The 15,381-nt window shown below is 63.0% G+C and carries 11 protein-coding genes; 5 read left to right on the forward strand and 6 right to left on the reverse strand.

Features of this window, described 5'->3' with window-relative positions; all coding sequences use genetic code 11:
- Positions 1-16: 16 nt before the first annotated feature.
- Both AC07UX_RS11005 and AC07UX_RS11010 read right to left on the reverse strand, forming a co-directional pair.
- A complete protein-coding gene (locus AC07UX_RS11005; protein WP_495192039.1) occupies positions 17-1,846 on the reverse strand; it encodes an alpha-amylase family glycosyl hydrolase in 1,830 nt (609 codons plus the stop codon).
- Between the two features lie 69 nt (positions 1,847-1,915).
- Positions 1,916-4,561 (reverse strand): TonB-dependent receptor, encoded by a 2,646-nt coding sequence (locus AC07UX_RS11010; protein WP_495192285.1) that lies wholly within the window; start codon positions 4,559-4,561, stop codon positions 1,916-1,918.
- Positions 4,562-4,899: 338 nt separating this feature from the next.
- On the opposite strand from AC07UX_RS11010, the gene AC07UX_RS11015 reads away from it, so the two are divergent.
- Positions 4,900-5,934, forward strand: a complete 1,035-nt coding sequence (locus tag AC07UX_RS11015; RefSeq protein ID WP_495192040.1) for a LacI family DNA-binding transcriptional regulator — start codon at positions 4,900-4,902, stop codon at positions 5,932-5,934.
- 2 nt (positions 5,935-5,936) lie between these two features.
- On the opposite strand, the gene AC07UX_RS11020 is transcribed toward AC07UX_RS11015, so the two are convergent.
- Complete coding sequence (locus tag AC07UX_RS11020) at positions 5,937-6,839, reverse strand: LysR family transcriptional regulator (RefSeq protein WP_495192041.1); 903 nt, start codon at positions 6,837-6,839, stop codon at positions 5,937-5,939.
- A gap of 100 nt (positions 6,840-6,939) precedes the next feature.
- On the opposite strand from AC07UX_RS11020, the gene AC07UX_RS11025 reads away from it, so the two are divergent.
- The 3 genes from AC07UX_RS11025 to AC07UX_RS11035 are packed head-to-tail and all read left to right on the forward strand — an operon-like array spanning position 6,940 to position 9,345.
- On the forward strand, positions 6,940-8,052 hold the full coding sequence (locus AC07UX_RS11025) for an S-(hydroxymethyl)glutathione dehydrogenase/class III alcohol dehydrogenase (protein WP_495192042.1): 1,113 nt from the start codon (positions 6,940-6,942) through the stop codon (positions 8,050-8,052).
- On the forward strand, positions 8,052-8,894 hold the full coding sequence (fghA, locus tag AC07UX_RS11030) for an S-formylglutathione hydrolase (RefSeq protein WP_495192043.1): 843 nt from the start codon (positions 8,052-8,054) through the stop codon (positions 8,892-8,894). Before AC07UX_RS11025 ends, fghA begins: the two co-directional genes overlap by 1 nt.
- Positions 8,895-8,949: 55 nt before the next feature.
- Positions 8,950-9,345, forward strand: a complete 396-nt coding sequence (locus AC07UX_RS11035) for a ketosteroid isomerase-related protein (RefSeq protein ID WP_495192044.1) — start codon at positions 8,950-8,952, stop codon at positions 9,343-9,345.
- Positions 9,346-9,576: 231 nt separating this feature from the next.
- Here AC07UX_RS11035 and AC07UX_RS11040 read toward each other — a convergent pair whose 3' ends face one another.
- On the reverse strand, positions 9,577-10,767 hold the full coding sequence (locus AC07UX_RS11040) for a M20/M25/M40 family metallo-hydrolase (protein ID WP_495192045.1): 1,191 nt from the start codon (positions 10,765-10,767) through the stop codon (positions 9,577-9,579).
- On the opposite strand from AC07UX_RS11040, the gene AC07UX_RS11045 reads away from it, so the two are divergent.
- Positions 10,766-10,912 (forward strand): hypothetical protein, encoded by a 147-nt coding sequence (locus AC07UX_RS11045; RefSeq protein WP_495192046.1) that lies wholly within the window; start codon positions 10,766-10,768, stop codon positions 10,910-10,912. The two genes, AC07UX_RS11040 and AC07UX_RS11045, sit on opposite strands and share 2 nt — an antisense overlap.
- 37 nt (positions 10,913-10,949) lie before the next feature.
- Here AC07UX_RS11045 and AC07UX_RS11050 read toward each other — a convergent pair whose 3' ends face one another.
- Positions 10,950-13,634, reverse strand: coding sequence for a TonB-dependent receptor domain-containing protein (locus AC07UX_RS11050; protein WP_495192047.1), 2,685 nt, complete (start codon positions 13,632-13,634; stop codon positions 10,950-10,952).
- 74 nt (positions 13,635-13,708) lie between these two features.
- The gene (locus AC07UX_RS11055; protein ID WP_495192048.1) at positions 13,709-15,292 is read right to left on the reverse strand and encodes a serine hydrolase domain-containing protein; all 1,584 of its coding nucleotides are present in this window, start codon (positions 15,290-15,292) and stop codon (positions 13,709-13,711) included.
- Positions 15,293-15,381: the final 89 nt, after the last annotated feature.

The raw sequence follows: 15,381 nt of genomic DNA on the forward strand, positions 1-15,381 counted from the left end.
AAGGCGTTTTCCGTTTTCAGGGTTTGGCAGCGCAGACGGCATAGCCGAACGCAGGCAGGGAAAGGGCCAGGCTGCCCGGCGCGTTGGGAACGTCCGGGCAGGCGCCAGCCAGCGACGTGAAGCCGCCGCTTGCCGGATCGACCGCGATACGGACCGACAATGGCGCGGACGATGTGTTGAAGGCGACCAGCACTTCGCGGCCCGTGTCGGGATCGAAGCGGGATACAGCGAAAAGGCCGGGCTTGTCCGAACCGACGCGGAGCAGAGTCGCGCCGCGCGACAGGGCAGGGGTATCGCGGCGCAGCTTCGCCAGCCTGGCGATCGCGCGATAGAGCGGGTGGTCGGGGTTGAAATTGTCGGTCGCCGTGGTCGCGCTGGTGCCGACCAGCCGGTCCGCATTATATTCTGAGACCCTGGACGCGAACATGTCCTGCCGCGCCTGCTGGTCGTTGCCGGTGCCGGCAAAGCCTTGTTCGTCGCCATAATAAAGCGTGGGCACGCCGCGCAAAGTCAGCAGCATGGCATGGCCCAATATGGCGCGTGCCAGTTCTTCGTCCGCGCTCATGCCAGGCTGGGCCTGACGCAGGAACCAGGCGAAGCGGCCCGCATCATGATTGCCAAGAAAGGTCGGCAGTTGCAGCGCCGCCGCCTGGCCACCTTCATAGAGGGCATCGTCATCGCCCAGCCGCGCGAGCATCTCGGTGCCGCTCTTGCCACTGGCCGCATCGACGGCGGCGCGCATGAAGGCGAAGTCCAGCACCGCCGGGAAACCGGCATTGCGGGTCCAGCTGGCCAGCAGCGCCGGATCATAGGCGTCGGTCGCGACTTCGCCGAAGATATGGAAATGGGGGATTCCCCTCGCCGCCGCATGGGCGCGGATGGCGGGGATGAAAGCGCGCCAGAATTCGGCGTTCACATGTTTGGCGGTGTCGATGCGATAGCCGTCGATGCCGAACCGGTCGATCCAGCCCTTGTAGATGGCGATGAAGCCGGCGACCACGCGCGGATCTTCTGTGGCAAGGTCGTCGAGGCCAACGAAATCGCCATATTGCGCGCTCTCGCCCTTCCAGTCGGTGTCGCCGCGATTGTGATAATGAATGGGATTGTTCAGCCAGGCGGGGACTTTGATCCGTGCCTCGCCTTTGGGTACGACCGGCGTGTAGGCGAAGGCGGGATCGCTCAGCTTATCCCAATTGGCGACGCTGCCGTCGCGGTCGCCGGCGAAACCGGTATTGATCGCCTTGCCTGCTGCGCCACCCCGGCGCGACCAGGGATAGTCGGCCTTGCTGCGATAGGGTGCCGCGCTGGACGGGCTTTCCCGATACCGGATCACATCGGCCGTATGGTTGGCGATGATGTCCATATAGACTTTCATGCCGCGCTGGTGCGCCGCATCGACCAGCGCCTTGAAGTCGGCATCCGTGCCGAAATGCGGATCGACGGTGGTGAAGTCCGTCACCCAATAGCCATGATAGCCCGCGCTTTCCTGCCCCTTGGCGCCCTGAACCGGTTTGTTCTTGAACACCGGCGCCAACCAGATGGCCGTCGCGCCCAGCCCCTGAATATAGTCCAGCTTCGCGGTCAATCCTTTCAGGTCGCCGCCATGATAGAAGGCGCGCGACGTCGGGTCGTATCCGGTCCGGAGGGGGCCGCCTTTCAGGCCGCCAGGGTCATTTTTCCGGTCGCCATTGGCGAAACGGTCAGGCAGGACGAAATAGACGATTTCCTGTTCCGGCCCACGCGCACGCAGGTCGGACAGCGTGTCCGCCCGCGCATGTCCCACGCCGGTCAGGGCCGCAACTATCCCGGCAGCCGTCACGAGGAAAGTCGTGGCCGTTCGACCCATCAGGGACATCCCTTAGCTAGAGCCTTGAAAAAGGCCCGGCGACGTACAGCCGCCGGGCCACTCTACACATCAGAAGCGGTAGTTGAAGCCTGCCATGAAACGGCGGCCATAGCTTTGATAGTTGCGGATCTGGATCGACGCGCCGGTGTCCACGGACACGAAGGGTTCATCGGTCAGATTCTGGCCCTGTACAAACACCGACAGGCCTTCCAGCGCGCTGCCCTTCTGGAAATCATAGCCGACCTGCGCGTCGACGATGGTTTCGGCGAGCGCCCGGCGCAGCTCGCGTTCACCGCCAAAGCCGACGAACTGACCCACGAAGGCTGAGCGATAGCGGGCCGAAGCACGGGCGTTGAACCCCCATTTCTCGAAGAAGAGCGTACCATTGGCGACCCAGCGCGAATAGTCGGGCAGGTCTTCCGATGCGGCGCCGACGCCCGGCTTGATGCTGGTCTTGGTATAGCCCATGCCGCCGGTCAGGCCGAAGCCGTCCAGCGCCGGCGTGACGATCTCGAATGGCACCGTCCCGGCCAGCTCGAAGCCATAGAGCTTGCCGCCCTTGCCGTTGACCGGGCGGGTCAGCGTGCCTTCGGGATCGGTCACGCCCGGCGGCAGGACTACGGGCAGGCCGCTATAGTCGAACGCCGCCGTCTCGCGATAGACATAGCTTTGCAGCTTCTTGGCGAAGAGTTGCAGGCCGACATAGCCCTTCGTCCCGAAATATTTCTCGAAATTGAGGTCCGCCGCCCAGGCGCGATAGGGGCGAAGATAGGGATTTCCGCCAGTGCCGGTGATGACGCCGCTGGCCGTGTTATAGCCATAGTCGAGGCTGACCTTCATATCCTCGAACCGGGGTCGCTGGATTTCGCGCGCCGCCGCCAGGCGGACGACAAAGTCGCTGGGGAAGCGCAGCGACAGGTTCATGCTGGGCAGCACGTCCCAATAAGTGTCGCCTCGGGTCGTGGGCACCAGATCGGCCGCCGCCAGGTTGACGAAACCGCGCGATTTCTGTTCGGTATTCTGCGCCAGCACGCCGATATTGCCGCTCAGTTCCGCCGAACCCACCGATTGCTTGATATTGGCCATCAGATAGGCGGACATCACCCGCTCCGTCACCGAATAGGCTTTGGCGGGCACATCCTTGCTGGGGTTCAGCGTCCTGATATAGACGCCGTCGGCCAGCAGCTTGAACGGATCATAGGACAGGATCGGGCCGACGCCGATGAAGCTCAGGTCCGTCGCCGCCAGACGATATTGTTCCGGCAGTACCAGCGACGTCGCGCCATTCGCGAGGTTGAGCACATATTCTTCGGGCGTCTTGGATTTGGTGCGATCGACATAGCCCAGGCCTGCGGTGATCTTCGACAGGAAGCTGCCTTCGATCTCCTTGCCGAATTCGACCTGATAGCTTTTGATCTCATCGTCGATGATGCGATTATTATAATAGCCTTCCTGATGGCCGAGCGGCGCGCCGGCGCCCCAACCCAGCGGATCGGTCAGCACCATCAGATTGGGGTTGCCATAGTCCAGCTGATGGCTGGTGAAATGCGTGCCCTTCCCGTCGCTCACGAAATCCAGCGTGTCGGTGGCGCCATTGCCGGGGCCATAGCCCGTGCCGGCATTGGATTCGAGCGACAGTTCGTTGCGGTCGGTGCGCGAATAGCCGAAATCCAAACTGGCCGACCAGCCATCGTCGCCGGTATATTTGGCGTTGAACCCGCCCGAAAAAATCTTCGACTTGCGTTCATAGCCGTGGTTGTTGACCACGGCCTCGACACCGGTGAAGCTGCCCTTGTTGATGAAGTCGCCGTCCGTACCGATGCTGGCGGGCACCAATGTCGCGCCGCTCCAGTAGAGTGGGAATTCGACGCCGCGCTTGATCTGCTTTTCCTTGAAGTCGCCATAAAAGCCGTCGAAGGTCAGCAGCAGCGTATCGGTCGCCTGCACCTGCACCGCGCCCTGGATGCCCAGACGCTTCAGTTGCGTGGACACGCCGAACGGCTTGATGCCGCCAATCACCTTGTCGCCATTGGGCCCATCGGCATAGCCCCAGGCCTCGAACTCCTTCGACTGATAGGGTTCGTCATTATAGGCGGCCGACAGCGACACGCCGATACGATCCCCGGCAAACTGGCCGACATAGGTGCCGGTCAGGCGATAGCCCTTGTCCTTGCTGTCGGCATTGACCTTGCCAAGGTCGGTATAGACGCCGCGCGCACCGACCGAAAACAGTTCCTTGCCATAATCCAGCGGACGAATGGTGCGAATATCGACCGTGCCGGCCAGACCCTGATTGATGAGGTTGGCCTGCGGCGATTTGAACACATCCACGCGGCTCACGACTTCGGAAGGATATTGGTCGAATTCGACATTGCGCTGTTCGCCCGTCGAGGTCTGCGGCCGGCCGTTGAGCGTGGTCGAGGACAGGTCGGCGCTCGCGCCACGGATTGCGATCGAATTGGCGCGGCCGAACAGGCGCTGCGACGTCAGGCCGGGCAGGCGGGCGATGGATTCGCCGATCGACGCATCGGGCAGCTTGCCGATATCTTCGGCCGACACCGATTCCACGATCTGCGCGGCATTCTTCTTCACATTGACGGCGCTTTGGAGCGCGGCGCGAAAACCCGTGACGACGATCGTATCGCTGCCGCCGTCCTGCGGCGCGGCGTCAGCCTGCGTAGCCTCCTGCGCGGCGACGGGGCTGGCCGTAGCCATGATGGCCAGAAGCGAAGCGCCCAGCAAATGGACGCGGTTATGATGATAAGCCACTTTATCCTCTCCCCCAAAGACACCGGACAGACCCTGATCGCCGGTGCTGGAAACCCTCGCCGCCGGCATGACTTTACGGTGCCATGTCCCTGCGGGTTCGCCCTGCATAGGCTGCGTTCGATCGCCCCCGCCAGCAGGCATACGTATGCGCATATTATGCAGGGGGTATCGGCTGTCACCGGATTGTCACGTTCGTCCCTGTCGCGAAGGCCGCAATTGCCTTGTTTTCATGGGCCATCTACCATGGCTGTGGCGCATCGGTCCTTCGCGCCGGGAGAGGGAAGATGGGGCGTCCGCCCGGCAACAAGCCGACCAGCTTCGATATTGCCTATCTGGCCGGCGTGTCACAGCCGACGGTCAGTCGCGCGCTGCGCGGATCGCGATCGGTCAGCCGCACCACTCGCGAACGGATCGAGGCGATCGCTCGCGACCTCAACTATTCGGTCGACAAGAACGCTTCCTCGCTCCGGTCGCAACGGTCCAACACCATCGCGCTACTGTTCTTCGAAGATCCGACGCCGGACGAATCGAACATCAATCCCTTCTTCCTCGCCATGCTGGGATCGATTACCCGGCAATGCGGCGCGCGTGGACTGGACCTGCTCATTTCCTTCCAGAAGATGGAGGATGACTGGCATGTCCGTTATCAGGACAGCCATCGCGCCGACGGTCTCATTCTCCTGGGCTATGGCGATTATACGCTCTACCAGCGCCGACTGACCGAACTGGTCGATCATGGCACCCATTTCGTGCGCTGGGGGTCGGTGGGGACGGACACGATCGGCCCGACGGTGGGGTCGGACAATATAGGAGCGGGGCGGCTGGGGGGCGAACATCTGCTGGGGCTGGGGCGTCGCCGCATCGCCTTTCTGGGCCAGGCCGACGAACATTATCCCGAATTTGCGGATCGCTATGCCGGGCTTTGCGATGCGATGGCGGCTCATGGTATCGCGCCGGACCCCGCGCTTCAGGTCGATGCGCTGACCGCGGAGGATGCCGGCCATGCCGCTGCCCGGACCCTGATCGGGCGGGGCATATCCTTCGACGCGATCTTCGCCGCCAGCGACCTCATCGCCATCGGGGCGCTGCGCGCGCTGGCGGAGGCAGGCCTCACTGTGCCGGGCGACGTCGCCATCGTCGGCTTCGACGATATTCCGGCCGCCAGCCTGACCACGCCGCCGCTCACCACCATCATGCAGGACATGAAGGGAGCGGGGCAATTGCTGGTCGATACGCTGGTCGCGCAGGTGGAGGATCGACCCTTACCGCCCACCATATTGCCGGCGCGACTGGTCGTCCGGCGCAGCACCAGCGGATAGGCTCAATCGGCAAGCCCCCGCGCACGGATATTCATCGCAGGCCCCAATTCATGGCGAAGGCTGTCCACGGCCATCTGCACCTTGGGCAGCAAATGGCGGCGCTGGGGATAGACCGCCCAGATCGGCTCGTCCGCCGGCTGGCAATCCTCCAATATCAGCGCGACCATGCCATGTTTCAGGAAAGGCAGGATATAGAAGTCGGGCAGCTGGCAGATGCCCAGCCCCGAAATACAGGCCTCCATCACGGCGTCGCCGCTGTTGCAGCGGAACCGTCCCCTGGGCTGGTGCACGGCCTCCTTGCCTCCAGCGTTAAAATGCCAGGTCGCGCTGCTGCCTGCGATACATTCATGCGCGGCCAGATCACCAACCGTCCTTGGCGTGCCGGCGCGGGCAAGATAGGCGGGGGCAGCGCAGGTATGCAACGTGCGCGACGCGACCCGTGTCGCGATCAGGCGGGAATCGGCGACATGGCCTGTACGGATCGCCAGATCATAGCCCTCCGCCACCAGATCGACGACGCGATTGGACAGGTCGATCGTCACGTTCAACCTGGGGTGGGGCATGGCAAAACGACGGATGATGGGTGCCACGAACCGCTCGCCCATGGCTGTAGAACAGGTTATCCGCAATTCTCCCTGCGGTTCGCCCTTTTCCCCGATCAGCGCGATCGCCTCGTCCCGCTCCTGCGCGATCCGTTCGCATCGTTCGAAAAATATCTGCCCCGTATCGGTCAGGCGAACGGTCCGGGTCGTGCGGTGGAACAGTTGCGCCTGCACGCGCTGTTCCAGCGCCATGATGGAGCGGCTGACATGGGTGGGCGACATGCCGATGGCGCGCGCCGCGCGGGTGAAGGACCGGGTCGTCGCCACCGCGATAAATTCGTCTATCCCATCCCAAGCCGACATATTATCCCTCAAATGACATAGTCTATTGCAAAAAATCCATATTAACGCAGGATTGGACCAATGATAGAGCGGCTTCATCCTCGCAAATCAAGGAAGTCGCATGAAGACTCGCGCCGCCGTCGCATTCGAAGCCAAGAAGCCGCTCGAAATCGTGGAAGTCGATCTCGAAGGCCCCAAGGCCGGCGAAGTGCTGGTCGAAATCATGGCGACCGGCATCTGCCACACGGACGCCTACACGCTGGACGGTTTCGATAGCGAAGGCATTTTCCCGTCCATTCTTGGCCATGAAGGCGCGGGCATCGTGCGGGAAGTCGGTGCGGGCGTCACATCGGTCAAGCCGGGCGACCATGTCATCCCGCTCTACACGCCAGAGTGCCGCCAGTGCAAAAGCTGCCTTAGCGGCAAGACCAACCTGTGTACCGCCATCCGCGCGACCCAGGGGAAGGGGCTGATGCCCGATGGGACGACCCGCTTCAGCTACAAGGGGCAGCCGATCTTCCATTATATGGGCTGCTCGACCTTCTCCAACTTCACCGTCCTGCCCGAAATCGCGCTGGCGAAGATCCGTGAAGACGCGCCGTTCCAGTCGAGCTGCTATATCGGTTGCGGCGTGACGACGGGCGTGGGCGCGGTCATCAACACGGCCAAGGTGCAGGTGGGCGACAATGTCGTCATCTTCGGGCTTGGCGGCATCGGCCTCAACGTGATCCAGGGTGCCCGACTTGCCGGCGCGAACAGGATCATCGGCGTGGACATCAATCCCGACCGTGAGGAATGGGGCCGCAAGTTCGGCATGACCGACTTCCTCAACAGCAAGGGGCTGTCGCGCGAGGAGACGGTCGCCAGGATCGTGGAACTGACCGACGGCGGCGCCGACTACACGTTCGACGCGACCGGCAATACCGACGTGATGCGCACCGCGCTGGAGGCCTGCCACCGCGGCTGGGGTACGTCGATCATCATCGGCGTGGCCGAAGCAGGCAAGGAGATCGCGACCCGTCCCTTCCAGCTCGTCACCGGCCGCAACTGGCGCGGCACGGCCTTTGGCGGCGCCAAGGGGCGCACCGATGTGCCCAAGATCGTCGATATGTATATGACCGGCAAGATCGAGATCGACCCGATGATTACGCATGTCATGGGTCTGGAGGAGATCAATACCGCCTTCGACCTGATGCACGCGGGCAAAAGCATCCGATCGGTCGTCGTCTTCTGATGGAAACGGTCAGCACCAATTGCGCCTTTGGCGGCGTGCAGGGCGTGTACCGGCACGCCTCCACCGCCACTGGCACGGACATGACCTTCTCCGTCTATGTCCCGCCGCATGCGAAAAGTACGAAGCTGCCGGTCGTCTGGTATCTGTCCGGCCTGACCTGCACCCATGCCAATGTGACGGAAAAGGGTGAGTTTCGCGCGCTGTGCGCGGAACGGGGCCTCATCTTCATCGCGCCGGACACCTCGCCGCGCGGAGAAGGCGTGGCGGACGATCCCGACGGTGCCTATGATTTCGGCCTTGGCGCGGGCTTCTATGTCGATGCGACGCAGCCGCCCTTCGCCCCGCACTACCAGATGTGGACCTATATCACGCAGGAACTGCCGGCGCTGATCGCGCAGGCGTTTCCGGCGGACATGGATCGCCAATCGATCATGGGCCACAGCATGGGCGGCCATGGCGCGCTGACGATCGGCCTGACCTTCCCGGATCGGTACAAGGCGGTGTCGGCCTTTTCGCCCATCGTTGCGCCATCCCAGGTGCCTTGGGGGCAGAAGGCCCTGACCGGCTATCTGGGCGACGATCAGGCCGTCTGGCGCAAGCATGACGCCGTCGCGCTGATAGAAGATGGCGCGCGTGTCCCCGACCTGCTGGTCGATCAGGGGGATGCCGACAACTTCCTCACGAACCAGTTGAAACCCGAATTGCTGGAAGAAGCGTGCAGGACGGCGGGCATCGCGCTGACGATGCGGCTGCAACCGGGCTATGATCACAGCTATTATTTCATTTCCACCTTCATGGCGGACCATCTGCGCTGGCATGCCGACCGTCTGGGATGCCCGTGACGGTGATGCTGGAGGGTCGGTCGTCTTTATCGCCCATAAGGATGGAAGCAAACGGATGAGCGTTGATCTGCTGGGCCGCTATTATGCTGCCTTCAATCGTGGCGATGCCGCCGCCATGCTTGATCTTGTGACCGACGATGTCGTGCATGAACCGTCGCAAGGGGCCGTACGCCAGGGCAAGCAGGTCTTCGCCGAATTCCTCGACCATATGAACCGCTGCTATAAGGAAGAGGTGATAGATCCGATCTTTATCCTCACCCCGGATGACGAGCATGGTGCGGCGGAATTCATGCTGACGGGGCGTTATCTCGAAACCGATGGCGACCTCCCGCGGGCGCGCGGGCAGGGCTATCGGCTGCGGGTCGGCACCTTCTTCCAGTTCCGCGAGGGTAGAATCGCGCGGGTCAGCAACCATTATAATCTGGCCGACTGGCTGGCGCAGGTGCAATAGCACGCACCGCCATCGACGCTCTGCGCGAGGAAGGCATATTATCGAAGGCCTGGGTCAGATCGCCTATCTTCTTCGGGACGCATCTGAGCCCCGGCCTGTCGATCTCAAGGCGGACCAGAAGGCCGGCACATTGCTCGTACAATCCCATCATCTGGAACCAGGCGCGCCGCCTGACACGGACGACGCGCTCCGGCAAGAATTGCGCCTGCTCGCCGGCTGGCTTGGCCTATCCTATCGATAGCCCGCAGCGGCAAGGATAGCGAGCAGGTTCATCCGCTTCACTTTGAGCGACGGCAGCGGACTGATATCGATCCATTCGTCCAGCGAGTGACCGCGTCCGCCGGTCGCCGCCCGCGAAATGGTGATGCCGGGGATGCCCAGGTTCATGGGTACATTGGCGTCCGTCGAGGAGAAGCTGAGCCGTGCGGTAACGCCCTCGGTCGCATAGGCGGCCATCGTCTGCTGCACCAGCGGGCTGGCTGGGTCGGTGTTCCCTGCGGGGCGATCGCCGATCAGTTGCTTGTCCACGCTGATCGCACCATCCTTGGTCGATCGCGCCGCATTTTCCGATGCCACGCCGGCATCGACCTGCGCCAGCACGGACTGCTCCAGCTTCGCCAGTTCCGCCGCGCTTTCCGACCGCATGTCCAGCTGCAACCAGCTCTCACGCGGGATCGCGTTGACGGACGATCCGCCGCCTACCACGCTGGCGCTGAAAGTGGTCTTGGGCGATTTAGGCACCGGAATCTTGTAGATATTGACGATCGCCTGGCTCATCGCCGTCATCGGATTGACGATGCCGAAGGCGCCGAAGCTATGGCCACCTGGCCCCTTGAACGTCAGCTTGTAACGCTTGGAGCCGACACCGCCATTGGTCAGGCCGTCGACCGACCCGTCGTCGATCGAAAAGAAGCTGGCAATGCGGTCCTTATATTTGCCCTTCAGGAACAGATGCTTGACCCCGCGCAGGTCACCCAGTCCTTCCTCGCCGACATCGCCGACGAACAGGATGTCCATCGGCGCTTTGATCTTCGCCGCCATAAGCGCCTTTATCAGGCTGATCTGCGTGGCAAGGCCCGCAACATCGTCGCCGATTCCCGGCGCATGCAGCTTGCTGCCCTCGCGGCGCACGGTGACATCGGTGCCCTCCGGAAAGACGGTATCCAGATGGGCCGATACGACGACCAGCTTGCCGCCCGGCTTGCCGGCGCCGCGCAGCAGGCCCAGCACATTGCCTTCCTCGTCAATCTCGACGTCGCCCAGACCGGCCGTCCTGAACATATCGGCATAGGCCTTGGCGCGCATGGCCTCCTTGAAGGGCGGGGCAGGGATCTGCGTCAGGGCGATGATGTTCTCGACCCACTGACCATGCTCCTGTTCGAGCGCGGCGAGCGCGGTCTTGACCGCCGGACGGCCCTTCATGACCGCCATCAGCCTGGTATTTGCCGAAGAAGGCGTAGCGCCGCCGGCCGGCATGGAAAGCCCGGCTGAAAGGGACAGGAGCGAACCCGCCAATATCGATTTCAATATAGTCTGGTTCATCTCTTATCCCCTGCTCAGTTCATGACGGCGTCCGTTCAGGACGCCGTCATAGCCTTTTTCGTTCAGAAGCGAACCTTCGCCCCCGCCGTCATGTAACGGCCGATCGTGTCATAGTGGATCGCGCCATAGGTGGTCAGCGGCGGATCGCGATCGAACAGGTTGTTGACGTTGGCGAACAGGGTGAACTTGTCGATATTCACCTGAGCGCCGAGGTCGACATAGACGCGCGCTGCGATGTCGTTGTTGGCGATGTCCAGCTGATGGTTGAACTTGCCACCGCCGACATACCGAACGCGGGCGTCGACCGACACATCCTGATTGGTGTAGTTGACCGATCCGGTCGCGCGCCAGTGCGGCGTGCCATAGCTGACATTGTCGCCCACATCACCGGCGCGGTTCACCCCGTCGATGATCACCTTGGGCACATAGGTTGCCAGACCGCGGAAGCGCATCGTGCCGCCCAGGCCACTGCTGACCTTGTTCAGCGGCAGGCTGTAGCTGGCTTCCATGTCCACACCCTTGGTCCGATATTCGGCCAGGTTGATATAAGTGGTGTAGATGGTCGTGGGCGCGCCGCTGCTGTCACGCACGATCTGGCTGCACAGACTGTCATTGCCGCCCGCGCAACCGCTGACCACATCCTGCGCGCCCAGCGAGGTGATCGCATCCTTCAGCTTGATGTTGTAATAATCGACCGACAGGTTGAAGCCCGGCAGGAAAGTCGGCGTGAACACTGCACCCAGCGTCAGCGTGCTGCCGATTTCGGGCTTCAGGTCCGCGTTGCCGCCGCCATAGCGGGTGATCGAATAGGTATTGCCGTTCTCCGCGACGGTCGTGAAGCTGGTCGTGGTGGTGGTGTAGAGTTCAGCGAGGCTGCCCGAACGAATGTCCCGCGAACGCGACACGCGGATGAGCAGATTGTCGAAGATGCGGTCGGTCAGACCCAGCTTCCACGACCAGATGCCGCCGCTGGTGCTGTAACGGCTGTATCGGGCCGCGCCATTGACGTCGAGCTTGCTGAACGGCTGGTCCAGCAGGGGGATGGCGACTTCGCCGAAGCCTTCCTGCACGTTGAACCCGCCGTCGAGCGGCGAGAAGTTGAAGCGGCTGAAGCCCTTGGCCGCCGATGTGGCGTCCAGGCTGTTGGTCACCTGCTCTTCCCAGCGCGCTTCGGCTCCGACGGCGACGGAGACGGGGCCGGCCCAGGTTTCGAACAGGTCGCCGCGCAGGCTGGCGCCGGCGCTGTCCATCTTGGTCGTGTAAACGACGCGGGCGGTGTTGCCGAACACATAGTCGATCGCACCTTGGCTGGCGGTGCCGGTGCCCAGAATGTTGAGCGGACGGCAGGCCGTGTTGGCATCGGTCAGCGCCACGCGGCAGACGATATTGCCGCTCGAATCGCGCACCGCGTCCAGTGCGTTGGTCAGGTTCGTGCCGGTGATCTGATTGTCATAGCTCTGCATGTTGCGGTTTTCGCCATGGCTGTAATAAGCCGAATAGCGCCACTTGCCGTCGGCGAAGCTGCCGTCGACACCGACCGAACCTTCCACATTCTGGCGGTAATAGCCGAACGTGCGATAGCCATAATCCTCGAACACGCGGCCGACGCGCACGCTGCTTTCACCAGCTGCGGCAAGCTGGCTGCGGATCGTGTCCGACAGATAGGGGTTGCTGGCCGACAGGGTATAGGTGCCGCTTTCCGCGTAGAAGGGATATTTCGCCCAGATACGGCTGTAGCTGCCATCGGCCCAGAAGGTAGCGTCACCGACTTCGAAGCTGGCGCGGGCATAGCTGTTGACGCGCTGATAGGGGTTGGTCAGCGAATATTCGTCGTTGGTGGCCACGCCTTCGCCGCCGACCATCGTCGTGCCGCTGATCTGGCTGCCATATTGGAAGGCGCGCAACGTGCCGTCGCTGTTGAAGGTCTGGCCCCTCAACGTGCCGGCAGTGATGAGGCCGCCCAGGCTGGTGTTGGACGCATTGACGTCGCGTACCAGAATATAGTCGTGATCGCCCGTCGTCGGCGAAAAGAGATTGGCGCTGCCGACATTCTTGCGCGAATTGCGGTCAAGGATGCCGTCATCCTTCTGATATTCGGCGCCGATCATGAAGTGACCACGCCCACCGGCGAATTTGGTGCCGAAGGTGGCGTCCAGGCTGTAGCGATAGCCGTCGCCGCGCGACGAGATACCGTTCTGCGCGCCCAGCGTCAGGCCCTCCAGCTCATCGTCCAGGATGATGTTCACGACACCCCCGATCGCGCCCGAGCCCCAGGCCGCCGATGCGCCGCCGGTGACGACCTCGACGCGCTTCACCAGGCCCTGCGGCACGGTGTTGAGGTCGGTCGCGCCGGTGAAGCGGCGGTTGTTGAGCAGGGTCAGCGTGCGGGTGACGCCCAGCCCGCGAAGATCCATTGCGGAGGAGGAGGAGTTGGTGTTGGCGACCGTGCTGGCCGGCGACTGGGTCGCGCGGAACTGGGGCAGGTCGTTCAGCACCTGTGCGATGCTGGGGCGGGCACCCAGGCGCAATTCGGTTTCACCGATGACGGTGGTCGGCGTCGGCGCTTCGAAACCCTTGCGGTCGATGCGCGATCCGGTAACGACGATCGCCGGTTCGGCTTCGTCGGCGGCATCTGCGGCAGGCGCGCTCGTCTGCGCCATCGCGATGCCGCCATGCGCCAGTGAAAGGATCAGCCCGGCAGTACCAGCCATCAACAGGTTGCGAAACCCGGTCTTATTATCAGTCATGTTCAGTCCCTTTTCGTCTTCTTGCTTTTTTGTCCGCGACCTGAGCGGCTCTCTTTTATTCACTTGAAATCTGGTCAGTCGGCCCGGCGGAACAGCACGTCATAGGCACGGCCCTCGCCAAAGCGCAGGGCCGTGACGGCGCCATTGGCGTCGCGCTGGAACTTCACCGTGATGCGGCCTGCATCCGGCACCGCCTCGCCGGTAAACACGTCGGCATAGGCGGGGCTGAGCGTCTGGTCGGCCCAGCGCGGGCCGCTATAGGTCAGCGTCTCACCCTGCTGGCGGAAGGTCAGGCAGGCATGGGCGTCGGCAGCGCAGAATTTCCCGACATAGGGCTTGGCGTCGAAGGTCGTGACCGCCTCCACCTTGCGATACGGGATCTTTTCACCCTCGCGATTCTCCCGCACCAGCCCGCTCTTGCCAAAAGCGAAGATATCCTCGCGCTGCGCCCAGCGGCCGGGGCCAACCGGGGTCAACAGCTTGCCATCGGCGCGCAGGCGGCCCTGTTCGTCGCTGTCAAACTTGACCGGGAAGCCGTTCATGCCGTCGGCATAGAGGCCCGACGGCAGCGGCCCTTTGGGCGTGTAGGGCTTGTCCTTCCACGCGGGCAGGAAAACGTCCGCAACCTCGCGGCCCAGCACCGGCGTATCGGCATTGCCGGTGTTGCAGAGCAGGGACACGGCCAGTTTCTGCCTGGGATAACGAGCCATCCACGCACGATAGCCGCCGGTCGAACCGCTATGGCTGACTTCCTGCTGGCCATGATGGTCCAGGTTCACCAGCGCCAGCGCATAGGCGATGGGGGTGCCGTCGTTCAGCTTTGTCGGCGTCTGCATCTGATCGGTGAAGCCAGGACCGAACGTGCCGGCATCCAGCGCCGCCTGCCACTTCACCAGATCACCGACCGTCGTCAGCAGGCCGCCATTGCCATAGGCGTCCTCGATCACCTGATCGTTGCGATAGAGGCCATCCTGCCAGTCATAGGCGCCGGTCCGGCCGGGCACGATGTCGCCATGATCGTCGCGCCAGCTGGTGTGGGTCATGCCCAGCGGCGTGAAGATGCGGTCGCGGGTGAAGTCGGCGAGCGACTGGCCGCTGACGCGCGCGACGATGATCGCCGCCAGATTATAATTGCTGTTGCTATAGAGATAATGCGCGCCGGGCGCGAAGTTCAGCTCGGTCTGACGCGACGCGATCTCCAGCACATCGTCGTTGCTGGCGGTACGGCTGTTGCGCGGCCAGCCTTCGATCGCGGCGACCGATCCCCAGTCGCGCAGGCCGCTCGTGTGGTGCAGCATGTGGCGGATGGTGACGGGCGCGCTGTAGGCGGGCAGTTCGGGCAGATATTTGCGGATATCGTCGTCCAGAGACAGCTTGCCCTCCCGCGCCAGCATCAGGATGGCCGCGGCGGTGAACTGCTTGGAATCCGACCCGGCCTCATAGATGCTGTCCGGGGTCGCAGGGACGCCCTTTTCCAGGTCCGCCATGCCATAGGCGCGAGTCGCGATCGCCTGCCCATCGCGCGACACGGCGACGGCGCAACCGGGCGAATTCTTGCTGTCCCATTTGGAAAACAGGGCATCGAGGCGCGCCAGCGCAGCGGAATCGGCCGGCGCGCTATCCTGCGCCAGAACGCCGCCTGACAGCGGAACGGCCATGCAGAACATTATCCCCGCAACCGCGGAGCGACCCGTCATCATAGTTCTGATTCCCCTTGGAAAATGGCGAAGCGCTTATTTGCGCGTCA

This window comes from Sphingobium sp. GW821-FHT02B05 (assembly GCF_059421905.1).